This window comes from Halomonas kalidii, from assembly GCF_030010475.1.
Lineage (GTDB): Bacteria > Pseudomonadota > Gammaproteobacteria > Pseudomonadales > Halomonadaceae > Halomonas > Halomonas heilongjiangensis.
On the sequence record NZ_JASCQN010000015.1, the window covers coordinates 1 to 26,820 of the forward strand.

General features: G+C 66.1%; 22 protein-coding genes. 5 read left to right on the forward strand and 17 right to left on the reverse strand.

The genetic code is table 11. The features are described 5' to 3' along the window. Positions 1–162: 162 nt before the first annotated feature. The 11 genes from QLQ85_RS02625 to QLQ85_RS02675 form a co-directional block, all read right to left on the reverse strand. The gene (locus QLQ85_RS02625; protein WP_240618427.1) at positions 163–636 is read right to left on the reverse strand and encodes an Hcp family type VI secretion system effector; all 474 of its coding nucleotides are present in this window, start codon (positions 634–636) and stop codon (positions 163–165) included. Between the two features lie 129 nt (positions 637–765). Further along, positions 766–2,265, reverse strand: coding sequence for a type VI secretion system contractile sheath large subunit (gene tssC, locus QLQ85_RS02630; protein ID WP_282737568.1), 1,500 nt, complete (start codon positions 2,263–2,265; stop codon positions 766–768). A 3-nt stretch (positions 2,266–2,268) separates the two neighbouring features. Continuing rightward, the gene (tssB, locus tag QLQ85_RS02635) at positions 2,269–2,787 is read right to left on the reverse strand and encodes a type VI secretion system contractile sheath small subunit (RefSeq protein WP_102629930.1); all 519 of its coding nucleotides are present in this window, start codon (positions 2,785–2,787) and stop codon (positions 2,269–2,271) included. Between the two features lie 72 nt (positions 2,788–2,859). Next, a complete protein-coding gene (tssA, locus tag QLQ85_RS02640) occupies positions 2,860–3,891 on the reverse strand; it encodes a type VI secretion system protein TssA (RefSeq protein WP_282737569.1) in 1,032 nt (343 codons plus the stop codon). A 233-nt stretch (positions 3,892–4,124) separates the two neighbouring features. After that, positions 4,125–5,402, reverse strand: a complete 1,278-nt coding sequence (locus tag QLQ85_RS02645; protein ID WP_282737570.1) for a TIGR02270 family protein — start codon at positions 5,400–5,402, stop codon at positions 4,125–4,127. A gap of 95 nt (positions 5,403–5,497) precedes the next feature. Then, on the reverse strand, positions 5,498–6,382 hold the full coding sequence (locus tag QLQ85_RS02650; protein WP_282737571.1) for a hypothetical protein: 885 nt from the start codon (positions 6,380–6,382) through the stop codon (positions 5,498–5,500). 18 nt (positions 6,383–6,400) lie between these two features. Continuing rightward, positions 6,401–7,522, reverse strand: a complete 1,122-nt coding sequence (locus QLQ85_RS02655; RefSeq protein WP_282737572.1) for a PAAR-like domain-containing protein — start codon at positions 7,520–7,522, stop codon at positions 6,401–6,403. Then, positions 7,522–8,565 (reverse strand): hypothetical protein, encoded by a 1,044-nt coding sequence (locus QLQ85_RS02660; RefSeq protein WP_282737573.1) that lies wholly within the window; start codon positions 8,563–8,565, stop codon positions 7,522–7,524. The genes QLQ85_RS02655 and QLQ85_RS02660 overlap by 1 nt, the downstream gene beginning before the upstream one ends. Beyond that, positions 8,565–9,677 carry a DUF2169 family type VI secretion system accessory protein gene (locus tag QLQ85_RS02665; RefSeq protein WP_282737574.1) on the reverse strand — a complete coding sequence of 371 codons (1,113 nt, stop codon included), beginning with the start codon at positions 9,675–9,677 and terminating at the stop codon, positions 8,565–8,567. Before QLQ85_RS02665 ends, QLQ85_RS02660 begins: the two co-directional genes overlap by 1 nt. A gap of 13 nt (positions 9,678–9,690) precedes the next feature. Beyond that, positions 9,691–10,176, reverse strand: coding sequence for a DUF6484 domain-containing protein (locus tag QLQ85_RS02670; protein WP_282737575.1), 486 nt, complete (start codon positions 10,174–10,176; stop codon positions 9,691–9,693). A 28-nt stretch (positions 10,177–10,204) separates the two neighbouring features. Further along, on the reverse strand, positions 10,205–12,367 hold the full coding sequence (locus QLQ85_RS02675) for a type VI secretion system Vgr family protein (RefSeq protein ID WP_282737576.1): 2,163 nt from the start codon (positions 12,365–12,367) through the stop codon (positions 10,205–10,207). Between the two features lie 421 nt (positions 12,368–12,788). On the opposite strand from QLQ85_RS02675, the gene QLQ85_RS02680 reads away from it, so the two are divergent. The 5 genes from QLQ85_RS02680 to QLQ85_RS02700 all read left to right on the forward strand — a co-directional run bounded on the left by QLQ85_RS02680 (position 12,789) and on the right by QLQ85_RS02700 (position 18,924). Then, positions 12,789–14,291 (forward strand): autotransporter outer membrane beta-barrel domain-containing protein, encoded by a 1,503-nt coding sequence (locus QLQ85_RS02680; RefSeq protein ID WP_282737577.1) that lies wholly within the window; start codon positions 12,789–12,791, stop codon positions 14,289–14,291. A 224-nt stretch (positions 14,292–14,515) separates the two neighbouring features. Continuing rightward, complete coding sequence (locus tag QLQ85_RS02685; RefSeq protein ID WP_282737578.1) at positions 14,516–14,983, forward strand: (2Fe-2S)-binding protein; 468 nt, start codon at positions 14,516–14,518, stop codon at positions 14,981–14,983. Beyond that, positions 14,980–17,304 (forward strand): xanthine dehydrogenase family protein molybdopterin-binding subunit, encoded by a 2,325-nt coding sequence (locus QLQ85_RS02690; protein WP_282737579.1) that lies wholly within the window; start codon positions 14,980–14,982, stop codon positions 17,302–17,304. The genes QLQ85_RS02685 and QLQ85_RS02690 overlap by 4 nt, the downstream gene beginning before the upstream one ends. A gap of 2 nt (positions 17,305–17,306) precedes the next feature. Continuing rightward, positions 17,307–18,299 (forward strand): XdhC family protein, encoded by a 993-nt coding sequence (locus tag QLQ85_RS02695; RefSeq protein ID WP_282737580.1) that lies wholly within the window; start codon positions 17,307–17,309, stop codon positions 18,297–18,299. 22 nt (positions 18,300–18,321) lie between these two features. Continuing rightward, positions 18,322–18,924, forward strand: a complete 603-nt coding sequence (locus QLQ85_RS02700; protein WP_282737581.1) for an NTP transferase domain-containing protein — start codon at positions 18,322–18,324, stop codon at positions 18,922–18,924. 48 nt (positions 18,925–18,972) lie between these two features. Here QLQ85_RS02700 and QLQ85_RS02705 read toward each other — a convergent pair whose 3' ends face one another. The 6 genes from QLQ85_RS02705 to QLQ85_RS02730 all read right to left on the reverse strand — a co-directional run bounded on the left by QLQ85_RS02705 (position 18,973) and on the right by QLQ85_RS02730 (position 26,789). Next, positions 18,973–19,746, reverse strand: coding sequence for an enoyl-CoA hydratase-related protein (locus QLQ85_RS02705; RefSeq protein ID WP_282737582.1), 774 nt, complete (start codon positions 19,744–19,746; stop codon positions 18,973–18,975). Positions 19,747–19,849: 103 nt separating this feature from the next. Next, entirely contained in the window at positions 19,850–20,698 is an 849-nt protein-coding gene (locus QLQ85_RS02710; RefSeq protein WP_282737583.1) for a 3-hydroxyacyl-CoA dehydrogenase NAD-binding domain-containing protein, read from the reverse strand. 161 nt (positions 20,699–20,859) lie between these two features. Beyond that, complete coding sequence (locus QLQ85_RS02715; protein WP_282737584.1) at positions 20,860–22,491, reverse strand: acyl-CoA synthetase; 1,632 nt, start codon at positions 22,489–22,491, stop codon at positions 20,860–20,862. Positions 22,492–22,579: 88 nt separating this feature from the next. Then, on the reverse strand, positions 22,580–24,367 hold the full coding sequence (locus QLQ85_RS02720) for an acyl-CoA dehydrogenase (RefSeq protein ID WP_282737585.1): 1,788 nt from the start codon (positions 24,365–24,367) through the stop codon (positions 22,580–22,582). 138 nt (positions 24,368–24,505) lie between these two features. Continuing rightward, on the reverse strand, positions 24,506–25,933 hold the full coding sequence (locus QLQ85_RS02725; protein ID WP_282737586.1) for an MFS transporter: 1,428 nt from the start codon (positions 25,931–25,933) through the stop codon (positions 24,506–24,508). 217 nt (positions 25,934–26,150) lie between these two features. Next, a complete protein-coding gene (locus QLQ85_RS02730) occupies positions 26,151–26,789 on the reverse strand; it encodes a class I SAM-dependent methyltransferase (protein ID WP_282737587.1) in 639 nt (212 codons plus the stop codon). Between the last annotated feature and the right edge of the window lie 31 nt (positions 26,790–26,820).

The following is a 26,820-nucleotide window of genomic DNA, read 5'->3' on the forward strand; positions in this document are numbered from 1 at the left end:
GGCCAGGCCGAGTCGCTCGACGAAGCGGGCCCGATCCGTCAGCCGATCCAGCAGGGACGGCTGCAAGGCCTCCTTGTTCACCAGTTCCGGCATGTCCCTCCCTGGCCGACCCCCGCCCGGCATCGGCCGAGCCGTCGGCGAATGCGGCGAGCGCCCCGGCCGTCAAGCCGCCTCGCTCTTGGCGATGTTGTACCCGAAATCCACCGCGGCCAGCGCACTGCCGTCGTTGTCCTGGGGGGTATAGTTGACCTTGAACTCCTCGAAATTGAGGGTGACGGACTCCGTCAACCGCTCCTCGCCCTGGGAGCCGCCGGTCTGATAGGAGCTGATGAGGACGCTCTTCAGCTCGATCACCAAGTATTCGACCGGTTCATCCCCTCCCGCCTTGCGTATGGTCAGTGTGCCGGACGGGACATGCTTGCCGGTGGCCACCGCCTGTAGAAGCCCAGCCGTGGCCTTGTCCACGTATTTGACCACCTGGACGTCCTGAAAACTTGCCTTGCCGGCGCCGCCGCCACGCGCGATATGCATGGTGCCGGAGTTGCTCACTCCCCAACTCCAGGACAGCACATCGATCTCGTCTTCATGGGCATGGTCGGTGGACTCGCCATCGATTCCCTCCAGCTTCAGAAACATGTCTACAGCCATGACGTCTTACCCCTTGTCTGGGACGGCGCCCTGGCCGCCCTTCCCGATCGCCGGCCCTGGACGCATCCAGCCTGCCGGCCCCAGATCCCCTGCCTCTTCCGCTATCCCTTTCTTCCATTACCCCTTGGCGGAAGGCAATTTCGAGACCAACCGCAGCGAGACACTCAGCCCTTCCAGTTGGTAGTGCGGCCGGAGATGAAAGGTCGAGGTGTAATAGCCGGGATTGGCCTCGTCCTCCATGACCTGCACCTCGGCCGCCGCCAAGGGCTTGCGTGCCTTCGTCTCTTCGGTGGCGTTGGCCGGATCGCCGGTGACGTATTTCATGATCCAGCCCTGCAGAAATTTCTGCATGTCCTCGCGCTCCTTGAAGGAGCCCACCTTGTCGCGAACGATGCACTTGAGATAGTGCGCGAAACGTGTCGTGGCAAACAGGTACGGCAGCCTGGCCCCCAACTGGGCGTTGGCCGTGGCGTCCGGGTCGTCATATTCCGCCGGCTTGTGCAGGCTCTGCGCACCGATGAAGGCCGCCACATCGGTATTCTTGCGATGGATCAGCGGCATCAGGCCACTCTTGGCCAGCTCGGCCTCACGGCGATCGCTGATGGCGATCTCGGAGGGGCATTTCATGTCGACGCCGCCGTCGTCACTGGGGAAGGTATGCACCGGCAACCCTTCCACGGAACCGCCGGACTCGACGCCGCGGATGCGCGTGCACCACCCGTACAGCTTGAACGAGCGGTTGATGTTCACCCCCATGGCATAGGCGGAGTTTGCCCAGGTGTACTTGCTCGCATTGGGACCGACGGTATCCTCCTCGAAGTCGAACTCCTCCACCGGTTCGGTGGCGGCACCGTAGGGCAGCCGGGACAGGAAGCGCGGCATCGCCAGTGCCAGGTACTTGGAGTCCTCCGACTCCCTGAGGGAGCGCCAGCCGGCGTATTCGGGCGTGGAGAAGATCTTCGTCAGGTCGCGCGGGTTGGTCAGCTCCTGCCAGGAGTCCATCTGCAGCAACCCTGGGTCGGCGCCCGCAATGAAGGGCGCATGGGCGGCCGCGGCGATCTGTGCCATGCCGGACAGCAGCTCCACGTCCTGGGGCCCGTGGTCGAAGTGGTAATCGCCGATGATGCAGCCCACCGGCTCGCCACCGAGCTGGCCGTACTCCTCCTCGTAGACCCGTTTGAAGATCGGGCTCTGGTCCCAGGCGGTGCCCTTGTACTTGCGCAGCGTCTTGTGCAACTCCTTCTTGCTGATCGGCATGAAGCGGATCTTCAGCATCTCGTCGGTTTCGGTGTTGTTGACGAGATGGTGCAAGCCCCGCCACGCGCCCTCCAGCGCCTGGAACTTCCCGTGGTGGAGTACCTCGTTGACCTGGTCGGTGAGTTTCTCGTCGATCTCCGCGATGATGGCATTGATGGTGCTGATGGCATCGTCGGAGATCACCGTGGTTTCCCGCAGCGCCTGGGCCGCCAGGGTCTTGACCGCCGTCTCCACCTCTTCACGCGCGCGGTCGGACTTCGGTCGGAACTCCTTCTGCAGCAGCTGGCTGAAGTCGTCGGCGGTGAGCGCTTCCGCCTCGGGTTGGCTCTGCGGAGCCTTGTCGGTGTCTGTCTCGGCCATGACTTAGCCCTCGCTCTGTGTTTCTTCGTCGCCCTTGGGCATCGCCCCCAGGGTCTCGAGCAACCCCTGATCGTTCAGGACCTTGGCGATCAGCTCCTCGGCACCGGACTTGCCATCCATGTAGGTCACCAGGTTCGCCAGCTGCTGCCGGGCTTCCAGCAGTTGCCGCAGCGGCTCGATCTTGCGTGCCACCGCTGCCGGCGAGAAGTCGTCCATGCTCTCGAGTTCCAGTTCGATCGCGAGGTTGCCTTCACCGGTGAGACGGTTCGGCGCCGCAAACTGGAGGCTGGGACGAAGCGCCTTCATGCGCTGGTCGAAGTTGTCGACGTCGATCTCCAGCAGCTTGCGACCATCCACCGGCGGCAGTTGCTCCTGGCTGTCCCCGACCAGATCGGCCAGCACCGCCATCACGAACGGCAGCTGCACCGTCTTCTCGGCCCCGTACAACTCCGTGTCGTACTCTATCTGCACCCGCGGAGCCCGGTTCCGGGCGATGAATTTCTGGGAACTGGGCTTGGCCATGATTGCGTACTCCCTTCAGTCATGAGGTTCGGGCGACGTCTCAGGCATCTGCGCACTGCCCGGGAGACATCGTCACTCTGGCTTGTCGTCGCCCCGCAGCTTCTCCCCCTGGGGTACGGCATCGGGCGCCACATCCCGAAGGATAGACAGAAAGTCCATGTCCACCAGCCGTTTCGCCCGCTCCATCAGCAAGGGAATCGGACTCGATGGCTCATGGCGACGGAAGTAACGGGAAATACCCTCCATGGCGGCCACGGCATCCTGCCGGCTACGGATCTCGCCCGCCATGGCCGGCGGCTGCGGGGCGGCGCCGACCGCCTGGCTGGCCGACGGCTCACTGCCAGAGACCTGGCTGTCCGGTGCCTCGCTGGCCTCGGTAGCGGCCGCCGGTCCGGCGCCCTCGGGCGAATAGGTTCGCAGCGTCACGCCGACCCGCTGCAGCTGTTCCTTCAAGCGGGACAGATCCGGCGCCTGGTCGGGCCCGCAGTGCTCCCGGAACAGGCTCTCGATGGCGACCAGGTCATCCACGGCCCTGGCGATCGTCGCCGCCAATTCCCGTGACGTCTCCTGGCCAACGGCCTGGAATACGGCCTGGATCACCCCCACCTGGGGCAACTCGCCCCCCTGTCCCTCGCGCGCCTCGGCCTTGCCCTCGGCGACCTCGATATCCTGCAGGCTGAATCGGCCCACTGCGCGATCCTCCACCAGGGGAATATTGCGCAGCGGTTTCAGGACCTTGTGGAAGTTGGTGAGATTGAACAGCGCGCTGGAACGCTCCATGGCATCGCCGTCTTCGTCCAATGGCGGAAACAGCGGCTCCCAGTACTGCTCCAGCAGGCCGCGGAGCAGTCGGAGCCCATCGGCGAACCCCGGTATCCCATGGGTGTGGAGCAGTGCGGCCGTCAGATAGACGGCCGGGCGAAGGTCGCGGCTCTTGTCCAGCGCCGCGAGACAGGCTGACCGCAATTCCTCCCACTCCGGCTCATCGTCGGGAGCCCCCCACTTGGCCAGCATGTCCAGAGTGAGTATCTCGCCCGCCGCATCCAGGTCCGCTCCCGTGGGCGGCGCCTCGTGATGCGGTTCGAGCAACCCTTGCAGATCCATGAAAGGATCCCCGTCTTGATATGCCTGATACATCTCTGGGGCTACCACCTTCCCCGCTGCGAAAAGGCACCGAAACGACACCTCGAGGGTGCTAGATGCCTCATCCTGCTTAATGAGGTATAGCATCAGTGCCGTCACTGCGCGAAACCATGACGAAAAAAAACTTCACAGCGGAGATACAACCAATCGACTGAAAAATCGGTGTTATTTCAACAATGTGCCAAAGGGACGCCTCAGACATTCTTGGTATGCAGTCCGAGCCGCTGCTGCTGCACGTTTCCCCGCGCCCGCGTCTCGAACAGCGGCTCGCCGGGGCTCAGCAGCTTCCGCTCCAGCGCTGCCGCCTCGCGCTGACGCTGCATCCCCTGGCACAGCACCCACCGCAGATGCTCCGGCGTAATGGGATGGCCGAGCAGATAACGCTGTCCCGGCTGAAACGCCGCCTGGTGATGGCCCCACCAGTCGGCGACGAGCGCCGCCTCCGGCCAGGGCAGCTCCTCGTCGGCATCCAGCGCCACGTTGTCGTCTTCGGGATGCTCCGTGGGGCCGGCCTCGAACCCCTCGGGCCACTCCCCCTCGAGGTCCTCATAGGCCATATCGACCCCCGTGATCATCGTGAAGGCTTCGCCGGCCACGCGGGCGAGCTCCGCTATTCTCATCTGCTCCAGCAGCCAGGGAACATGGACCGGATCGCCGAGGATGCCGCCGGCCACCACCGCATGGCGCAGCGTCTCCGGCCGTCCGGCGAAGTGCCCCAGCCACGATTGCCCCTCGTTGGGCGGTAGCGCACGCAGGGCCACCCTGAGGGCCGGTGCCGCGAACCGGGGGTGATCCGCGTCGACGAATGTCAGGGCCGCGCGAGGCGCCGTACCGCGATCCCCGAGCAGGGTCGCCGCCCAGGCCGCTGAGAAGCGCACCGCCTCGTCGTCGCTGGTCAGCTGTGCCTGCACCGCCGGCAACAGGTCCGTCCGTCCCAGGCGCGCGGCCACCCGCAGCGCCGTCCCCCGCAGGGACGGATCACTGGCCTCCAGGGCAGCCAGGAGCGGTCGCCCGGGGTCCAGCCGCTGGGTGGTCGCCGCCGCCAGCCCTAGCCGGCGCCAGAAGGCTGATTCCGCCACCAGCAGATCCCTGACCTCGCCGCGCCACCAGGCGCGATCGACCCAGCCGAACGCCGAGACCAGCCCGCGCTGCGTCTCGGGGGCCGAGCCGACCACCTCGTAGACGCGGCGGATCCGCTCTGCCTCGCCGCTCTCCAGGGCCAGCACGGCGGCGGCAAAGACCTCGCCCGGCTCCCGATACTCCAGTTGCTCACTGCACGCCGCCCAGCCGGCATCGCCGGCGATGCGCAGGCCATCGAGGTGGGCCTCGAGGCGGTTATCGAGCTTGGCCAGATCGACCAAGGAGTAATGAGGCGCCACAACAGCCCCATCACGTAGCAGCCACAGGAACGGCGCCTCTTCGGCATGTTGGTCAACAGCTTGCGAGATGATGGCTGGTACGCGTACATCCATATAAGGCCTCGCTGCCTTCGCAAACACTTCGTTTTCAGCCAAAAAGACCGACTGACCCACTCGATCATTCTCGTGTCATAGGGCAGCAGAAGTTTTCAATCGTATATTTGCCAATCCGCCCCATCGTATGAAGCAACATGATCCCGACCTATCGACCAGAGAACACCTTCTTCCGATGTCAAGCTATAACAACTCGGAGGAAATTCTATTCCAAAATCCACCTCAATGAGAGCATTGCCCCTCAGCTTATACAAGTCTGTCATGGTCGCAATGTACAGGTCGTCCTCAAACCAGCACAAATCCCAAAAATCGACAGCAACCTCGTCTTCCCATTCAATACTTTCCCAAACATCATGCCTGCCTTTGATCATAACCCCCTGTTGACCCGCAGCATAGACGACGCCGTTAGGCGCACAGCATACAGAGGTCAATATCACGTTGGTAGGACTTCCACGCCGGATCCATTTATACCCGTCAAATTCCCATATTTCACCATTCCAACCGACCGCATAGACTTCTTCATCATTGAATCCATCAATTGACTCGAAGCCCACCTCCTCATCAACACCTGGAAATGGTGCACCTATGTCGCTCCAAACACCTTCATCAACGCGCTTATAAACTTGGCGCTTCATTCCGCAAGCGTAAACGTAGTCCGAGATACGACGTGCATGTCGAATCATCACTGGCTTAGGAGATATTTTCTCTCGTGTTTCTACTCCTCCCGTATAAGTAACCACATCACCGTCTTCCCCGACCACTATGAGCTTTTCTGAGGGTAACCGGGCCACAGCGATTGCAGTAGAATCCCATGCCGTGTCCACAACGTCAGCCCATTGGCCTTGGTCAACAGCAATGACACTGGTATGTGAGATATCCTCATTCAGCAGCACTTTTCCCTTGCTGATGATATAGACGAGATCATGGTAGCGGGCCGCTCCTCGAACGAACTCCCGCGCGGCTGCAAATTCACTAATCATAGATCACCCATTCTCTGCTTAACGAGCTTTAACGCCGGCCTTGCCTACCATACTTGAAATTTTATCGAGAAGCGCCTGCTCGCTCCCCTTATAATTGGCACCCGTCGATGAGTGTTTGATCTTGCTACGGCGGTCACCCATATTCTTGTGACCTTCCTTCAACTGAGCCTCGATGCATGCCTGGTCACACTGTGGCGCAACGGCCTTGGCCCCCTTCGCACAATGCTTCACCTCATCATTGAAGGCCCGCTCAGCACCATGCTCAACCGTACTGAAAGCTTTGTGATGGGCATGCCGCAGACCGTGACTACCGGTATTACTACCCCCTTCCAAGCACATGCAAGGTGCATCATTGATGCTGTAATCATCCCATCCAGGCATAAGCTCCCCGTCGCTTACCGAATTCACGAAGAAAGAGCTCTTAGGTACGATATGATCGCCGGTCTGAGCTGGACAGCAACCACTGACACCATCTTCTGGTTTGGCATTGAACGGAAGCAGCCGGCATCGTCTAGCCGCCGAACATGGATCCTTACTGGCGGATTTCGATCGCTTCGTCGCGACTCCCTTATTCTTACTAAAGGCTCCCGATAAACCGGCCTCCTTGCACACATCCTTACCATCCTCTTTATATGGCTTATAGTCTTCACAAGCCTTCTCCTCTTTTTTCTTATCCTCCTCGCATGCCTTTTTTTGGGCTGCTGTCATCGTATCCACAAAAGGCCATGGCGGCGTTTGGCCAGGATCAGAAGCATGATTATGCGTCGTCAAATCCAAGTGGCGCACAACGTTTTGGCCCTCGAACTTCACATCCATCGACCATGCCTTGAAATACACTTTCCCCCGATTCACGCTGGTCACGACGCCTTTCTTGGCCGCACGCCCCGCTTCGTCTCCGGTGCTTTTCTTGAAGTAGGACTTGTTCTTGAGCATCACCTCCTTCCGGGAGATCTTGACGCTCTTGCTGCCGCTGGTCGCATCCTTCGCCATGCCGGTATTGGGATAGGGCACCGGCACGCCGGGTGGAGTGGTCGGGTTTTCCGGGGGCGTCATGCACACATCGGGAAAGGCCGCAATGGCTTTTCCGTCCGCCGCCTTGCAGGAGATCTCGCGGCCGTTGGCGAAGACGTCGTTGGCCATCAGGGAGCCCTCACCGGCTGGTAGCTCAGGATGGCGGCGGCGCGGCGGCCGTCGTCGTTGCCGAAGTGGGCGAGCACGTGGTTGCCCGGGGCATAGGCCTTGGTGACGGCGGCGCGGGTGACGCCGAGCATCACGGCGCCGATGGCTGCCCCCACCTCGCCGATGCAGTCCGCCGGGTGCCAGATGTCGTATTCCGCCTTGCGCTCCCGCAGCAGCCGGCTCAGCGCCAGGGCGGCTTCCTTGAAGCCATACTGCTCGCCGGAGACATCCACGATGCGGAAGTCCGTCGCGGCGAGGGTGGTCCCGATCTCGGCCAAGGCGCCACGGATCGCCGCCACCAGGCCATCCGCCCGCAGGGGCTGGTCTTCGGCTTCCACATGTGCCGGCTCGCTGCCGAAGCCCAGGCCCATGCACAGAAGCTGCGGCGCCTCGCTGGGGCGCGCCAACTCGACGACGAGCGCAGCCGCCGCCTCCCCCGGGATAAAGCCGTTGGAATTCTGGCTGGTCAGCAGCCGGTCGCGGGCCTCGAAGGCGGCGAGAGACGACGCGATGAGCAGGCCGTCGACTCCCGCCACGATTACCCGGTCGACGTCTCGGCTGGCGAGCAGCTCGCGGGCTCGCCACAGCCCCTCGACCACCGCGATGCGTCCGCCGGCGATGACCCGGGACCCGGGGTGGAAACGCAGGCCGAGCTCCGCTGCCACCTCGCGGATCAGGGCATCGTCCAACCCTTCGAGGCGACCGGGCCGGCTGGTTTCGGCAACGCCGAGGATCATCGGTGTCGAGGCCGGGTCCAGGTCCGGCACATCATCCAGGCACTCCTGCAGGGCCATGGCCAGCATCTTCACGAGCTTGGTCCGGCCCCGCCACGGCTGCTCCAGGGGCACTTCGCATCCCAGCAGCCACTCGCCACCGGCATCCATGAACCGGGTCTCCTGGAAATTGTCGATGGCACAGCGAATGGCGGCACAGGCGGCCGGGGCCGTCAGCCCCACGCCGGTGACCATGCCCGTGCCAAGGACCGCCAGCGCCGGCGCGCTCATCACTCATCCCCCTCTGCAGAGGCACGCCTGGCACGCACCAGCGACGCCAGCGAGGTGTGATACTCCTTGCCCAGTTCGCGGGCGCGCCACCAGCCACGGGACATCCGTCCCGCCAACACCTGGGGGACCTCAAAGATGCTCCGGCGCAGCGGGAGGCTGACGCGCCAGCTCAGGGTGAACAGGCCAGCCTCCGGCAGCAGCACGATGGTGTCGATCACGGCCTGGGTCTCGTGACGCTCGCCTCCCTTGCGGAAGAAGACCACCGGAACCTCCACCTCGGGCAACCGGAAGGCGGTACGCCCCTCGGGCGTCAGGTTGAGCAACTGAACGGGTTCGCCACCACTCGGGTACGGAATCTGCTGATCGGCCGGGGCGGCCTGGTAGTAGGCATCCTGGAAGTCCGCGGGCAGGAAGGGGAACACCTCGTCCAGCCAGTGCTGGTCGTAGGTGCCGGCATAGCCGAGCCGCGGTTGCCAGCCACGCCCCAATGGGCCGAAAGCCATCGGACGATAGTCCCGATTGGGCATCTTCACGGGGTGATCCGGCTCCTCGGTGTTGGGCATGGGGGTGCCGTCGATGAGCCCCCCCTTGAGCGTGAGGTGGTAGCCCTTGCCCACGGGATTGGCCATGTACGCCGCGTGCTTGCTCGCGTCCGGGTGAAAGTCGTCCAGGCCACCGAAGGCTCGATCGTAGGTGATGGGCATGTGGGTGAAGGGCTGTGGCGGCCCCGGACTGATGGCGATGAGGCCGGCTTGCCAGGCGCGCTCGCCGACCACCGCGAGGTGCTTGGTCATGCCCGCCACTTGCAGCCCCACCGGCACCCGCACCGCCGGCCGCCCCCCCGGCGCATGGGCACTGCCGTGCAGCAGCACATCACAGCGGGATTTCCAGGGCACGTAGTCGGTTTCGAACACCGGCGCCGAGAGGCCCGGCTCACCGGTGAAGGTATCCGCCGTCACCAGGGGGAGCTGATCCTCGGCCAGGCGCGGCACCTCGTCGCGGCGCGGAAACTCGAAGGTCCCCTTGACGACCACCACCAGATGCTCCCGGCCGCTGGGCTCCATGCCCAGCGTGTAGCCGGCCTGCATCCTGGTGGCGTTGAGCAGTTCCATGGCACGCTACCCGTCAGTTGATCTGCACCGAGCCGCCCTTGATACGATTCACCCCCGAGGACCGGCTCAACAGGTAGGCCCCGCGCAGCAGGATCTTGCCGGCCCGGGTCAGGGTGATGCTGGCGCGCCCGCAACGCAGCACGATCTCCTGGTTCGCCCGCAGCTCCAGGCGCTCGCCGTCGGTCTCGGCGATCACCGCCGACCGCCCCGGTGCCCCACCGGGGCTATACACAGGGCAATGCATCCGGCCCAGGATCAGTGGGCGCGCCGGGTCACCGTTCTCGAACATCAGCGCCAACTCCCGGCCCATATCCTCGGCCCCCAGGTCGGTGGTACTGCGGGCGCGCGTGCCGGCATCGTTATCGTTACCGGGAAACGCCACCAACGGATATCCGCCGTCATCGAAGCCAACAAGCCGGCCGATGACGACCCCGTCGATTCGGTCATGGCTTGCCGGGATACGCTGCCGTGGAACGACTTCCGCAAGATCATCGGCCATGGTGTTTCTCCTTGCCGGTTTTTCCCGATCAGTTCTGCAGTACCTTCTTGCCCTTGATCACGACATTCTTGCTGGCCTTGACGTTGATGCCACCGGAGCCATTGATGGTGATATCCTTGCCCTGGATGGTGATGGACCCATCCTTCTTCATGGTGATACTCGACTTGCCGGTGCGGATGACGACCTGGTCGCCCGCCTCGATGGTCAGATTCTTCCCCACGTTGACGGTCATGCCCTGGCCCACGCTGAGAGAATCGTTGTTGCTCACCGAGCTCGAGCGGCTGCCGCCGACTTTCTCATCGCGGTTGCCGGCCACCGCTTCTGTCAGGCTGGCCCCCACCGCCGTACTCTGGAGCCCGCCGACGATCACCGAACGCAGCCCTCCGACATTCGTCTCCTGAGCCCCTCCCACGTTGACCATGTCATTGATACCCACGGACTGGGTGCGGGTCATGGCAACGTTGAGCACATCGTTACCGCTGATCGTATGCGTACGATTCTGGCCAACGGTGACGGCTTCACTGCCGCCCACGGTCTCGGTGCGGTTCACTCCAACCTGTAGCGTTTCATTGCTGCCAACGGTCTCGCTGCGGTCATTGCCGATGCTGGTCTGCTCGTCGTTGCCCACGGACCGGGTGCGGTCGTGGCCCACGGCATGCTGTTCGTCGTTCTCGACGACGGTATCCTGATCCTTCTGGGCATGGACATGCAGCAGTTCCTCGCCCGCCGTATCGTTCATCGAGATCTCGTTGTAGCCGCCACCTCCCGGTGTGGAATTCGTCTTCACTCCGCCGACCATGGCGTCGCCGGGCAGGTCGAACGGCGGCATGCAGTCGGCGTTGTAGACCCGGCCGACGATGATCGGCCTGTCGGGATCCCCTTCCAGAAAGGCGACGATGACCTCCTGGCCGATGCGTGGCACGAACATGGCCCCCCAACCACTCCCGGCCCAGGCCTGGGAGACACGCACCCAGCAGGAGCTGTTCTCGTCCTTGGCCCCCTGCCGATCCCAGTGGAACTGGCATTTGACCCGACCATACTGGTCCGTCCAGATCTCCTCGCCCGCCTGGCCGACCACGATGGCCGTCTGCAGCCCCTGAACCACCGGCCGCGGGGTCACCCGGGCCGGCCGGAAACAGACGCTGCTGTCGATGGCGGTGAAGGAGCAGCGAAAGGAGGCCTCCTCGCCCCCGGCGCCGGCCTCGTAGTCCGCGGCCCGGGCGTCGACACTGCTGCCGGTGACGAGATACTCCCGGTTCTGGTCCTCACGGGCATGCCCCTTCAGCGCGAACAGGCCTCCGCACATGATCGCCCGCAGGTTGCCAACGGCCCTGACACTCTCGAACTGCGTCTGGCTCTCGTCACTGCGGGCAGCCGCCAGGCGCCTGCCATGGGGGGACGCCTGGATGAACCCGCCCGGGTAGTCGTAGGCCTCGTAACTGCCCGCCTGGTGATCCCGGGGACGGGACTCCTTCGCCTCCGGTGGATTACGCGGGTTCTCGAAGTCGAAGTCGCGCAGGGCGAAGAGCTCGGTCTGGATCTGCTGCTCCAGCCACCAGTCCCAGACATGATCCCGGGCCCGTCCCCTTTCCGACTCCGGCGGCAGGAAGTTCGCCTCGTCACATCCCGGAATGCGCTCATGGCAAACGGGGGCGTCCGCCAATACCAGGACGTGCTGGCCGTCGGAATGGCGGAAGAAGTAATAAATGCCCTCTTCTTCCATCAGGCGACTCAGGAAATCGAAGTCACTCTCTCGGTACTGAACACAGTATTCCCGGGGCTCGTAGTCCTGGGACAGGGTATCTTCGAAATCCGACTGTCCGTGTTCCGCAAACAGCGTCTGGATGATCTCCGGAGCGCTCTGGTTCTGAAAGATGCGACAATCCCGTGTCAGGCCGAGATACCAGAGCCAGGGGCGCAGCCGCGCGTGGTAGAGCGCATACCGGCCAAGCCGCCCGACCTGGGAAAAGGCCACCACACAACCGTCGAAATAGCGCTCGCCCTCTTCCAACTCGAGGCTCAGGGTAAGCTTGCCGCCCAGCACGTCAGGAAAGGCGATATCCTCGGAGGTTGCCAGGAGTTCCACCGTGAAGTCGAACAGCCGGCCAAGCTCTTCCGCGCCCGAGAAACGCAGGATGCGGAAGTCATTGGAGAAGTGGCCGGTGAGCCGGAGATGCTGCTGCTCACTCATCGTTCCCTGCCTTTCTCGTACGTGCCGAGGCGCCGAATCCGCCAGGAGCCTGTCGGGCTTGACCGATCGTCGCGAGGATCACGGATTTCGAGACAAGTTCATCGATCTGTTGAGGCGAATAGCCAGCTATTTAACAAATCAGATCGATGAAGTTGGCCGAAAGGCCGGGGTTCGTAGCAGATCAGCGTTAAGTCCGACAGGCTCCCAGGCAGCGCTGAATGTTTGCCAGTCTAGTCGAGCCCAGAGAAACGTGCATGACGCCCTCCAGGCGAACGGTTGCAGCGCCCAGACGCTGTGACTAGTCTCAAATCGGATAAGTCAAAAGAATCGCTTGCCGGGCGGCTTCGCCTGCAAGGGGCGGTCTGTGGACAAGCGGACTCGAAACAGAGTGTCTCCAGCAAGGGAAAGGGAGGGGAGCACCGTGGTCCAGCCAAGCAACCCGCAGGACGGGGGCACCCTTCCCGTCGGCCATCATTCCGAACGCCATCTGTCTCGTCACCTTGTCGCCGGCACCGGTGCGCTGGCCATTCTCCTCTTCGGCCTGGCCCTGCCCCTCGAGGCACAGGGGCAGGAAGCGGGAGAAGTCACCGACCCTGACTCCGAGGTAGTAGAACCGGAGCCAGAGCCGGAACCAGAACCGGAGGCCCAACCGGAAGACCCCGCGGAGCGGGAAGGCCTGACGGAACGTCAGCGGGAGGTCGCCCGCGCCTTGCACAACGCCTGTGACAATGTGCGTCAGACCTCGGAAGGAGGGCTGACGTCCCGACAGCGCGACCTGCTTGCCGTGTGTGAGGCGGCGGCGGCAGACGAGGATCCCGGCCCCAACTACTACGATGGCCTGGCTCCCGATGAAGTGGCCTCGCAGGGCCGTGTCAGCATGCAGACCATGCGACAGCAGTTGGATAACGTTGCCGATCGCATGAGCGAATTGCGTGCGGGAGCCACGGGCGTGAGCACCCGCGGCCTCAGCTTCGCCATGCACGACGGCCGGGCACCCTCCAGCCTGTACGGCGATATCCTCGGCGGTGGCGCCAGCAGTGACAGCGACATTCTGGCGTTCAGCCAATGGGGAGTCTTCGTCAACGGCTCGGCGGCGCTAAGCCGCCGCGACAGCAGCGATGCGGAGCCGGGATTCCGCAGCCGGAGCTTCGGCCTCACTACCGGCGTGGACTATCGCCTCACGCCAGACACCGTGGTCGGTACTGCCCTGGGCATCACGCGCACCGACACGGACCTGCGCGACAATGCCGGTGGCGTCGACGTGGACGGCTACAACCTTTCCCTGTATGGCACCCACTTGCTGTCCGATGCGTTCTACCTCGAGGGCATCGCCACCGTGGGACGCAACCGCTACGACACGGTGCGCACCGTCTTCAGTGAATCGATCGGCAACCAGAGCGCCCTGGCACGCCCCAAGGGCGACGAATATGCCCTGGGGCTGAACGCCGGTTACGACATTTCCAACGGCCCCTGGACCACCAGCCTCCAGGCCAGCTTCGACTATCTCCGTGGGGAAATCGACGGCTACACCGAGCGCCCCCGACATCCCGACAACCTGGGAGCGGGCGCCCTGCTGCACATCGACGGCCAGACCATCGAGTCGCAGACGGCGGAGGCGGCCGTCCAGCTCTCCTATGCCGCCAGCCAGTCGTGGGGCGTCATGCACTACACCACCCGTGTAGGCCTCGCGCATGAATTCAGCGACCGCAGCCGCCTGATCAATGCCCGCTTCCAGGAGGATCCCACCAACACGACCTTCTCGCTTCGCACCGACTCCCCGGAGCGCACCTACCTGAACCTGGGGGCCGGGCTGACGGCCCAGATGGCACAGGGCCGCGCCGCCTATGTCTTTCTCGAGACCGTGGAAGGCCAGAGTGGCTATCGCCACTACCAGATCGACGTGGGGCTGCGGATGGAGTTCTGAACAGCTTCGCCAAGTAAGCCGAGGCCATGGCCAGACTCGAAAGGATGCCTCAAGCGTCCCGATACGCCTGGCGTTCCATGCCGGTTGGCCTAACCATTTCTCTACGCTCCCAATAGCGAGAGACGTCTTCGAGGAGCGTGCCGGTCAATAATCCTCTCGCCAAGGACTCTATCCCTGCCCCTCTCTGAAGCGGGGCGCCATGACAACAAGACAGGAGAGGGAGAATGGTTACCCTGACAATCAACGGTGAGGATCACGACCTGGATGTGCCGGAGCAGATGCCGCTGCTCTGGGCCCTGCGCGACGTCGCCGGGCTTACCGGTACCAAGTTCGGCTGCGGCATGGCGCAGTGCGGCGCCTGCACGGTCCACCTGGATGGCGAGGCGGTACGCTCCTGCGTCACCCCCGTCGCCCAGGCACAGGGGCGGGAGATCACCACCCTCGAGGCCATCGGCGAAGACGAGATCGGAAGCCGGGTCCAGCAGGCCTGGCTGGATCTCGGCGTGGCGCAGTGCGGTTACTGCCAGGGCGGGCAGATCATGAGCGCCACGGCGCTGCTCAAGGAACATGCAGATCCCGACGACGAGCAGATCCTGGACGCCATGGCCGGCAATCTGTGCCGCTGCGGCACCTACCACCGCATTCGTCAGGCCATTCATCGGGCCGCCGGCCATGAGGAGGAGCAGGCATGAGCACTTATCGCGATACGCTGCTACTGGCCAATGTCAGCCGTCGCCACTTCCTCAAGGGGCTCGCCGCGAGCGGCGCCCTGGTGATCGCTGCCCGCTGGGATCTTTCCCTGGCCGAGGACGAGGAAGAAGCCAGCTACGGGGCGGATGGCATGCCCCACGGCTGGGTCGACGATCCCAACGTCTTCATCCGCATCGACGAGGACGGCACGGTCACCGTCGTCAATCACCGTGCCGAAATGGGTCAGGGCATTCGCACCAGCCTGGTGATGGTGGCCGCCGACGAGCTCGGCGCCGACTGGGATCGCGTCCGGGTCGAGCAGGCTATCGGCCACGAGGAACGCTACGGCAACCAGGATACCGACGGCTCGCGCAGCATGCGCCACTGGTTCGATCCCATGCGGCGCGCCGCCGCGGCGGCACGGACCATGCTGGAGCAGGCCGCCGCCGAGCAGTGGGAGGCCCCGGTCGAGGAGTGCCGTGCCGGGGTGCATGTGGTGATCCATGAACCCAGCGGCCGTGAACTGGGCTTCGGCGCGCTGGCCGCGGCAGCCAGTCAGTTGCCGGTGCCCGAGCGTGACACCCTGACCCTCAAGTCGCGGGACGAGTGGCGCTACATCGGTCGCGAGAATGTAAAAACCGACCGCCCCCTGGCCATCGACGGGGAGGATATCGTCACGGGCCGCGCGGTCTATGGCGCCGACGTGATGCTCGACGACATGCTCTACGCGGTGATCGCCAGGCCACCGGTCTACGGCGCCACCCTGGCCAGCGTCGACGACAGCGCGGCCCTGGAGGTCCCGGGGGTGGTCCGGGTGGTGGAGATCGACGGCGCCGTGCAGCCGGCCGGCTTCGCGCCGCTGGGCGGCGTGGCGGTGGTCGCCGAGAACACCTGGGCGGCCATCCAGGGGCGCGATGCCCTGGAGATCGAGTGGGACACCGAGAGCGCCGGCGACAACGCCGGCTACGACTCGACGGCCTATCGCGAGGCACTGGAGGAAACCGCCCGGTCGCCCGGCCGGGTGATCCGCGAGCAGGGCGATATCGAGGCGGCCCTGGCCGACGCCGAGACGCACATCGAGGCCACCTACTACATGCCGCATCTCGCCCATGCGACGATGGAGCCACCCGCCGCCCTCGCCCGCCTGGCGAACGGCAAGATGGAGATATGGGCGCCGGTGCAGTCGCCCCAGGCCGCCCGGGATGGCGTGGCCGGGCGCCTGGGCCTCGAGCCCGAGGACGTCACCGTCAACGTGACCCTGCTGGGCGGCGGCTTCGGGCGCAAGTCCAAGCCGGATTTCGTGCTGGAGGCCGCCAGCCTGGCCCAGGAGTTCGAGGGGCGTCCGGTGCGGGTCCAGTGGACGCGCGAAGACGATATCCAGCATGACTATTTCCACGCGGTGTCGGTGGATCGCCTGGAGGCGGGACTGGACGGGGACGGCAAGGCGCTGGCCTGGCGCCACCGCACCCTCTCGCCGAGCATCGGCTCGCTGTTCGCCCCCGACCCCGAACAGAAGCAGCCCTTCGAGCTCGGCATGGGCTTCAACACGACGCCCTTCGATATCCCCGCCATGCGCCTGGAGAACCCCGAGGCCCCGGCCCACGTGCGCATCGGCTGGTTCCGCGCCGTCTACAACCTGCCGCACGCCTTCGCCATCCAGAGCTTCGCCGCCGAGATGGCCGAGGCGGCGGGACGCGATCATCGTGATTACCTGCTCGACCTGCTGGGCCCGGCGCGCCGGATCGATACCCGGGATCTCGATGACACCTGGAACTACGGCGAGGATCCGGAGCGCTACCCCGTCGATATCGGCCGCCTGCGCGCCGTGGTCGAGAAGGCCACCGAGGAAGCCGGCTGGGGACGCGAGCTGCCCGAGGGCCGCGGCCTGGGGCTGGCCGTGCATCACAGCTTCGTCTCCTACACCGCGGTGGTGTTCGACGTGGAGGTCGACGATGACGGCGAGCTCACCATCCACAGCGCCGACATCGCCTTCGACTGCGGCCCCCAGGTGAATCCCGAGCGTATCCGCGCCCAGATGGAAGGGTCCTGCGTCATGGGCATCGGCAATGCCCTGCACAGCGAGATCACGGTCAGCGAGGGGCGCGTCGAGCAGGACAACTTCCATCAGTACCTGATTCCGCGCATGCCCCAGGCGCCCCGCGTGACACGCGTGCATCTGATCAACGACAGCTCCGAGGCACCCATGGGCGGCGTCGGCGAGCCCGGCGTACCACCGGTGACGCCGGCGCTGTGCAACGCGATCTTCGCCGCCACCGGCAAGCGCATCCGGCGCCTGCCGATCGGCGACCAGCTGGCGAGCTGAGCATGCAGCACCTCGACCTGCAGGTCATCGAGCGGGCACTGGCCTGGGCGCGCGACGGCGAAACGGTGTGGCTGTGCACGGTGTTGGCCACCTACGGCTCCTCGCCCCGCGCCCCGGGCTCGCTGCTGGCGGTACGCGGCGACGGCCGCCATGTCGGCTCGCTGTCAGGGGGCTGCGTCGAGGAGGACTTCCTGGCCCGGCTGGCCGAGGGTGAGTTCGATACCCCCATCACCACTTTGCGCTACGGCGGGGGTGGCAATGAGAGTGATGGCGTCGACGGCACCGGCATCGCCCTGCCCTGTGGCGGCATCCTCGACGTGCTGGTCGAGCGCCTGGTGCCGGACGCCGAGACCCTGGTGCACCTGGAGGTACTGCTCGCCACCCTGCAGGGCCGGCGCGCCCTGGCGCGCCGGGTCGAGCTCGACAGCGGCGCCCGACACTTCGTCGAGGACGACGGCATCGGCCCGCGGGTGATCCGGGACACCGAGCGTGGCGCCGTACAGATCCGCCTGACGCCGGCGGCACGACTGATCCTGGCCGGGCTCTCGCCGGTCGCGGAGGCCTGTGCCCGGTTCGCCCTGGGCCTGGGCTTCGAGGTGATCGTCTGCGATCCCCGCGAGGAGGCACTGGCCGGCTTCGACGTCCCGGGGGTCGAGATCGAGCCAGTACTGCCTTCGGTCTTTATCGCCGCGGGCGGCTGTCATGGGGCCACCGCCGTGGTGGCCCTGACCCATGACCCGCGCATCGACGACCTGGCGATGATCGAGGCGGTGCGCACGCCGGCCTTCTATATCGGGGTGATGGGCTCGCGGCGCACTTCCCGAGCGCGGGCCGAGCGGTTGCGCCGCTCCGGTGGCCTGAGCGAGGCCGATATCGCCCGCCTGCATATGCCGATCGGCCTGGACCTGGGCAGCAAGACTCCCGCCGAGATCGCGCTCGCGGTGATGGCCGATATCGTCCGCGTGCAGCGCGGCAGACCACGCGATGCCCTCTGAAACGCCTCCCTCTGTTCCGATCGTGGCGGTCGTACTGGCCGCCGGCTATTCCCGGCGTTTCGGCGCCGCCGACAAGCGCATCGCCCGCCTGCCGGATGGCCGCCGACTGCTGGCCGCCGCGGTGGCCCGGGCCACCGAGGCCTTTCCCCGGCTGCGCGTGGTGCTGCGCGAGGAAGACGACCCGGTCGCCCTGGGGCTGCCCGTGAGCACGCCGATCCTCCGTGCCACCCGAGCCGGACGCGGCCTGGGGGCAAGCCTCGGCGAGGCGATCGCCGCCCTCGGCCGCGACGGCTCCCTGGCAAACGTCGGGGCCGCCGCCATCCTGCTCGGCGACATGCCCGATATCCGGCTCGAGACGCTGCACGCCCTGCAGCGGCAAGCCACGCGATCGGGCATCGTCCGCCCCTGCTATATCCTCCCCCCGGCCATCCGGTGCTCTTCGGCCGTGACTTCTGGCCCGAGCTCGAGACCCTGGACGGCGACGACGGGGCCAGGGAGGTCATTCGCCGGCATCGTAACCGCTATCAGGAGCACGCCGTCGAGGATCCCGGCGTCTGCCGGGATATCGATACCCCGGCGCAGCTCCACACCCTCGGCGGCAAGTCCGCCCCCTGACACGCAATAGCCGGGGCACCAAGGCCCCGGCCAGCTAACACAGCGCTACTATCGATGTTCAGAAGTTGGGCTTGCGCTTCTCGACGAAGGCGCTCATGCCCTCGGTCTGCTCCTCGCCGGCGAAGCAGAAGGCGAACAGGGCGTTCTCCAGCGCCAGGGCGCTGTCGAGGTCCTGGTCCATGCCGTCGTGGATGGCCTGCTTGGCGGCGCGCACCGACTGCGGGCCGTTACCGCCGATCTGCTGGCTGAGCTCCTGGGCGTAGGCCTCGAGCTCGCTCTGCGCCATCACCCGATTGATCAGGCCGATGCGCAGCGCCTCGGCGGCATCGATCTTGCGGCCGGTGGTGCACAGGTCGAGCGCCATGGCCGGGCCGACCCGGCGCGGCAGGCGCTGGGTGCCGCCGAAGCCGGGGATGACGCCGAGCAGCACCTCGGGCTGGCCGAAGACCGCGTTGTCGCTGGCCACCGCCCAGTCGCAGGCCAGCGCCAGCTCGCAGCCGCCGCCCAGGCAGAAGCCGTTGACCAGGGCCACGGTGGGCACCGGCAGGGTCTCCAGGCGCTTGAAGGTGGCAAGCGCGGCACGGGCGAAGTCACGGGCCTGCTCCGGGGTCTTGTCGCGCATCTCGGCGATGTCGGCGCCGGCGACGAAGGATTTCTCGCCGGCACCGGTGATCAGCACGGCGCGCAGGTCGTCGCGGCCCTCCAGCTCGACCAGCACGTGCTCCAGCTCGCCGAGCACGGCGCTGTTGAGGGCATTCAGCGCCTTGGGACGAGTGATGGTCAGGCGCACGACGCCGGCGTTGTCGACGACCTCGATCAGTTTGTCGCTCATGGTGGCTCCTGGCTAACTGCGTTCTTGTCGAAAGGGATACCGACTCACCCTAGCGAACGCTTGGTAGGTCGGCAATCCCCTCTTTTGTCGATGGGCTCGACCGTCATTCATAGACGTGGAAGCCACGGCCGCTCTTCCGACCCAGGTAGCCGGCATCGACCATGCGCTTGAGCAGCGGGCAGGGGCGATACTTGGGGTCGCCGAAGCCCTGCTGCAGCACCTCCATGATCGCCAGGCAGACGTCGAGCCCGATCAGGTCGGCGAGCACCAGCGGCCCCATGGGATGGGCGGCGCCGAGCTTCATCGACTGATCGATGTCCTCGGCGGTGGCGGCTCCCTCCTGCAGCAGGAAGGCGGCCTCGTTGATCATCGGCACCAACAGGCGGTTGACGGCGAAGCCAGGGGAATCGGCGATGGCCACGGCGGTCTTGCCCAGCGCTTGGGTGAGCGCCTCGATGCGCTCCACGGTGGCGTCACTGGTCTGCTCGGCGCGGATCACCTCGACCAGCTTCAACACCGGCACCGGGTTGAAGAAGTGCATGCCCACCACCCGCTCGGGGCGCTCGCACACCGCGGCGAGCCGGGTCAGCGACAGCGACGAGGTGTTGGAGGCGAGTATCGCATCGAAGGTCAGGCGGCTGAGGTCGCGGAACAGCTTCTCCTTGAGCGCCGGCTGTTCGGGAGCGGCCTCGATGATCACCGCACAGTCGCGCAGCGCGTCCAACGCGGTGCTCGTCGAGAGGCGCACCATGGCCTCGCCCCTGTCGGCCTCGCTGAGTTTTTCCTTGGCCACCAGCTTGCCCAGCCCCTTGTCGATGGCGCCGCGGGCACGGGCGAGCTGCTCGTCGGCCACGTCGTAGAGCTGCACCGCGAAGCCGCTGGTCACCAGCACCTGGGCGATGCCCTGTCCCATGGTGCCGGCGCCGACCACGCCGATTGGTTGTTGGCTCATCTGTACTCTCCTCGATCTCTTCTTGTGGGGTGATGCCGCAGTGGCCCGCCCCTTTGGGGTCAGACCCCAGCCAAGCCACCAAGCCTATCACCGTGCGCTTCTCAAACGGGGTTGCCCGCCGCCGGGGTCTGACCCCACAGGGCCTCCCGGGCGGCGGATAGTTACTGCTTGCGTGCTTGTTCGCGCAGCACGAACTTCTGGATCTTGCCGGTGGAGGTCTTGGGCAGTTCGCTGAAGACCACCGTCCTCGGCACCTTGAAGCGGGCCAGGTGCTGTCGGCAGTGCGCGATGATGTCGGCCTCGGTGACCTCCCCGTAGCCGGCCTTGAGTTTGACGAAGGCGCAGGGGGTCTCGCCCCACTTCTCGTCGGGCTTGGCGACCACCGCGGCCTCCTCCACCGCCGGGTGCGAGTAGATGGCGTCCTCCACCTCGATGGTGGAGATATTCTCGCCGCCGGAGATGATGATGTCCTTGGAGCGGTCCTTGATCTCGAGGTAGCCGTCGGCATGCCACACGGCGAGGTCGCCGGTATGGTACCAGCCACCCTGCAGGGCCTGCTCGGTGGCCTCGGGGTTCTTGAGATAGCCCTTCATCACGTTGTTGCCGCGCATCAGGATTTCGCCGATGGTCTCGCCATCCTTGGGCACCGGCGCCAGGGTATCGGGATCGGCCACGCAGAGCGCCTCGAGCATGTGGTAGCGCACGCCCTGGCGGGCCTTGATCCTGGCCCGCTGCTCCAGGGGCAGTTCGTCCCAGGCTTGGCGCCAGGCGCACACGGTCACCGGGCCGTAGACCTCGGTGAGGCCGTAGACGTGGGTCACCTCGATGCCCATGGTCTCGACCCCGGCGATCACCGAGGCGGGCGGCGCGGCGCCGGCGGTGGTGGCCTTCACCGGGTGGTCGAAGTCGCGCTTGTGCTCGTCGGGCAGGTTGACCAGGCCGTTGAGCACGATGGGGGCGCCGCTGAAGTGGGTCACCCGCTCGTCGGCGATCAGGTTCATGATCGTCTTCGGGTCGACGCGGCGCAGACAGACGCTCACGCCGGCGCGGGCGGCGATGCTCCAGGGGAAGCACCAGCCGTTGCAGTGGAACATCGGCAGGGTCCAGAGATAGACCGGGTGGTGCGGCATGGCCCACTCGAGGATGTTGCTCACCGCGTTGAGGTAGGCGCCGCGGTGATGGTAGACCACGCCCTTGGGCTTGCCTGTGGTGCCGGAGGTGTAGTTGAGCGAGATCGCATGCCACTCGTCCTCGGGCAGCCGGTAAGGATAGGCCGGATCACCCTCGGCGAGCAGCGCCTCGTATTCGATCTCGCCGATGGGGCGGGCCTCGCCCTCGAAGAGCGCATCCGCCACGTCGATCAGCAGCGGCTTGTGCTCGAGCCCGGACACGGCCTGCTCGATCACGCCGGCGAACTCCGGGTCGACCAGGATCGCCTTCGCTTCGCCGTGCCCGAGCATGTAGGCGATCGCCTCGGCGTCCAGGCGGATGTTCAGGGTGTTGAGCACGCAGCCCGCCAGCGGCACGCCGAAGTGGGCCTCGAACATGGCCGGCACGTTGGGCAGCATGGCGGCCACGGTCTGGCCGGGTGCGATGCCGCGCCGCTCCAGCGCCGAGGCGAGCCGCCGGCAGCGCGCCCAGGTCTCGGCCCAGGTGCGGCGGATGTCACCATGCACCACCGCCGGGTAGTCGGGATAGACCGAGGCGCTGCGTTCGATGAAGGTCAATGGCGATAGTGGCACGTGGTTGGCCGGCGTCTGCGGCAGGCCCTGTTCGAAGATCGAGGTGGTCATGCGGGCTCTCTCTTGGCGGGTCGGTGGTGAAGGTGCAGGCCGCCCGTCTGCTGCGGGCGGTCCCGGATGTGGGGGTCGCTGGCCCGAGTCAGCGTGCCGCGGCATCGAAGGCGGCGAGGCTCGCCATGCCCGCCTCGATCACCGCCCGCTGGGCACGGCCCACTGGCAGCCACTGACGAATGGCGAAGTCGGCGCTCTGCAGCTTGGCAGCATAGAAGGGATCGTCACTGCCGGCCTCGACGGCGGCGCGGGCCTTGAGTGCCGCCCGGCCCATCTGCCAGGCGCAGAGCACATGGCCGACGAGGGCCAGGAAGGGGGTGGCATAGGCCTGGACGGCATCGGGGCCGCTCTCGGGGTCGGTGCCCTGCTCCAGCACCAGGACCAGGGCGGCACGCAGGTCGGCGACGCCGGCGGCCAGGCACTCGCCGAGGGCTGCCAGTGCGGGGTTGGCCGCCAGCGCCTGGGTGGTGGCCTCGACGTCGTCGATCAGGCTCTTGAGCGCCGCGCCGCCGTCGCGCTGCAGCTTGCGCCCGGCCAGGTCGAGGGCCTGGATGCCGTTGGTACCCTCGTAGATGGGCGCGATGCGGGCATCGCGCAGCAGCTGGGCGGCGCCGGTCTCCTCGATATAGCCCATGCCGCCGTGTACCTGCACGCCCAGCGAGGCGATCTCCACGGCCTGATCGGTGGAGAACGCCTTGACCACCGGGATCAGCACCTCGACCCGCGCCTGGGCGGCGGCGCGCTCGGCGGCAGCGGCGTGGCGGGCCACGTCGAGCTGGGCGGCGCAGTAGAGCGCCAGCGCCCGCAGGGCATCGGTGCGGGCGCGCATCGAGAGCAGCATGCGGCGCACGTCCAGGTGCTCGCTGATGGTGGCCTCACTGCCGTGCGACTTGCCCTGCACGCGGTCCAGGGCATAGGCGAAGGCGTGCTGGCAGGCGCGCTCTGCCACCCCGATGCCCTGCACGCCGACCTTGTGGCGCGCCTCGTTCATCATGGTGAACATGTGGTTGAGCCCGCGCCCCTCCTCGCCGACCAGATAGCCGATGGCGCCGTCGTGCTCGCCGAAGCTCAGGGTGCAGGTGGGCGAGCCATGGATGCCGAGCTTGTGCTCGATGGAGGCGCAGACCACGTCGTTGCGCTCACCGAGTGAGCCATCGGCGCCCACCAGGTACTTCGGCACCAGGAACAGCGAGATGCCCTTGTTACCCTCGGGGGCGTCCGGGGTACGCGCCAGCACCAGGTGGAGGATGTTCTCGGCGGCGTCGTGTTCGCCCCAGGTGATAAAGATCTTCTGGCCGAACAGGCGGTAATGGCCGCCCTCTTCATCAGGGCATGGGACGGCACGGGTGCGCACGCGGGAGAGATCGGAGCCGGCCTGGGGCTCGGTGAGGTTCATGGTGCCGGTCCAGCTGCCCTCGATGAGCTTGGGCAGGTAGGTCTCCTTGAGAGCGTCGCTGCCGTGATGGGCCAGCGCCTCGATGGCGCCGGCGGTGAGCATCGGACACAGGCCCAGTGCCATGTTGGCGCCGTGGAGCATCTCCTGTACCGCGCTGGCCACCACCTCGGGCAGGCCCTGGCCGCCCAACGCCTCGGACACGCCGATGCCGTTCCAGCCCCCCTCGGCGTAGCCACGGTAGGCCGCGATAAAGCCGTCGGGCACCTGGACACGCCCCTCTTCCAGCCGGCAGCCCTGGGCGTCGCCGCTGGCATTGAGCGGCGCCCACACCTCGTTCGCCAGCCTGGCGGCTTCTTCCAGCACCGCCTCGACCAGGTCGGGGCTGGCCTCCTCGAAGCCGGGCAGGGCGAGCGAGCCGTGTTCGAGCAACTCCTGCAGCACGAAGCGGAGGTCACGGACGGGGGCGGCGAAAGGGATCATGCAGGCACCTCTGGGAGAAATGATATCAGGGATAGTAGATTCACTATTTTTCGTTAACCATTATCCCTAAGTCGAGACCAAAAGAATGCGCCCGATGCGAGGCATCGGGCGCGTGATGGGCAGGATGGACGGCAAGGCTCAGGCGCGGGCGGGGCCGGGTTCGTTGCCCTGCAGCTCCGCCGTATCGTCGTCGAGCGGCGGATGCCTGCCGTTGTCGTCATCGTCGTAGTAGGCGATATGCGGCTCATCGGGGGGCGGCGGGCCTACCAGCGGCTCGGCCACCTCTACCTCGGGCACGGCGTCGGAGAGATCCTCCCTGTGCTCGTGGTCGATGGCGCCCTGCATCAGCTCCCCGGTCACGGCGAGTTCGGCACCCATCGACGACATCGGTGTGGTGGGCGCGAAGGGCGCCACCGGCACCGGCGCCGGACGCACGCGGCGCCGCCAGGCGAAGAACCCCACCAGGAAGAGCCCCAGGGCACCGAAGGCCCAGAACAGGCCGGCATCGCCCAGCGCGGCCATCACCGGCGAGATCACCGGCGGGCTCACGGTGGAACCCACCGCGTTGATCAACAGCAGCCCCTGGCTCATGCGCACCAGGGCACCGGCCGGAGCACGGTCGGCGGCGTGGCTCACCGCCACCGGGTAGAGGGCGAAGACGCCGCCGCCGAGCAGGAACAGCAGGCCGGCGAGCACCCAGGTGTTGAGCGGCAGCCACAGCATGCCGGCGGAGATCAGGGTACAGAAGGCACCGATCAGGATCAGCACCATCTGGCGGTCGTGGCGATCGGACCAGCGGCCGATGGGATACTGCAGCAGCATGGCGCCGAGCACCACCACCGCCATCATCTGGCCGATCTGGTTCACCGACAGGCCGACGCGCTGCAAATAGAGCGGCAGCAGGGAGTAGACCGCGGCCACGGCGAGCCCCGAGCCGAAGCTGCCCATCACCCCGGTGGGCGTCAGGGTGATCAACCGCATCGGCGAGAGCGGCTCGGCGTGTTCGATCAGCGGCGAGACCCGCGGGATCATCGCCATCGGCAGCACCGACAGCGAGGCCAGCATGCCGATCACCATGAAGGGCGCGGTCACCCCCATGGCATCGGTCACGCCCAGCAACAGCTGACCGACCACCCCGGCGGCATAGAGCGAGATCATGTAGAGCGCCAGCAGGCGGCCGCGGACCTTCTGATCGCCGGCGGTGAGCAGCCAGCTCTCGATCACCAGGTAGACCCCCACGGTGGCCCAGCCGCCGATCAGGCGCAGCACGAACCAGGAAACGGGCTCGAGCCACAGCCCCTGCAGCAGCACCGTGACCGCCACCAGCGAGGCGAAGCTGCCGTAGGCGCGGATATGGCCGATGCGCAGCAGCAACCGGTCGTTGAACATGGCGCCCAGTGCCAGGCCGATGAAGTAGGCCGACGATACCCAGCCGATCACCACCGGCGACTCGCCGGCGGCGTCCAGGCGCAGGGTGATCAGGGTTGCCAGGAAACCGTTGCCGATCCCGAGGATGAAGAGCCCCAGCAGGGGCGCCAGGGCCATGGCCAGCAGTTGCCGCGACATGAACGGGCCTCACAGTAGCAGATGAAAAACAGAAGCGTGGCAGAAAATGCCGGACGGCGCCTTGTCGGGGGACAGGGTTTGGCGGCTCCCGAGGATGCTGACGCAGCGTCGGAGCGCGCGAAGCATACGCCTGCCAAGCGCCAAGTCAATCGCTTTGTGGACGACGCCCGCCAGCCCCGGAATTTTGCTCGGCGAACGACCGAGAATTCGGGATGATTTATCGCTTCTGCAGCAGGGCCACGTCGGCGGCGGGAAACTCGACGCTCATGCCCAAGTGGCCGGCCAGCCACGCGAAGCTCGTCTCGCTGAAGAAGCAGACATGGGTGGGGTCGAGGATGTAGTGCCAGCCGGCGAACGCCTGCCGCGAGGCGACCCGCTTGGTCATCAGCCCCAGCCAGCCGCCCTGGGGGAGCATGGCGGCCAGCCGCGCGAGCTCGCGGCCAGGCTCGAAGAGGTGCTCGACCACCTCGGTGGCGGTGATGAACTCGTAGCGTCGCTCGAACACTGCCCTGTCGGGGGCATAGAAGGGGTCGTAGATCGCCATGGGGTGGCCGGCCTCCTCGAACATCACCGACAGGGTCGGCCCGGGGCCGGCACCGAAATCGAGCCCCCGGGCCCCGGGGGCGAGCCGCCCGCGCAGTGGCTCGAACAGCCGCGACAGGAAGCGGCGGTAGCCGAGGTCGTCGGGAGAGTTCTCGTGCTGATCGTAGACCGCCCGCTCCGCCGCCGGATCGAGCCGGCTTGCCGGCGGCACGAAGACCAGTTCGCACCGTGCGCACTGGCGGTAGTCGCGCCGGGCATCGCGGTGGTAGTGGTGCGTATCGCGAGATGCGCATAGCGGGCAGGTCTGCATCATCGTATCCTCTGTGCCAGTACACTCTTCCAAG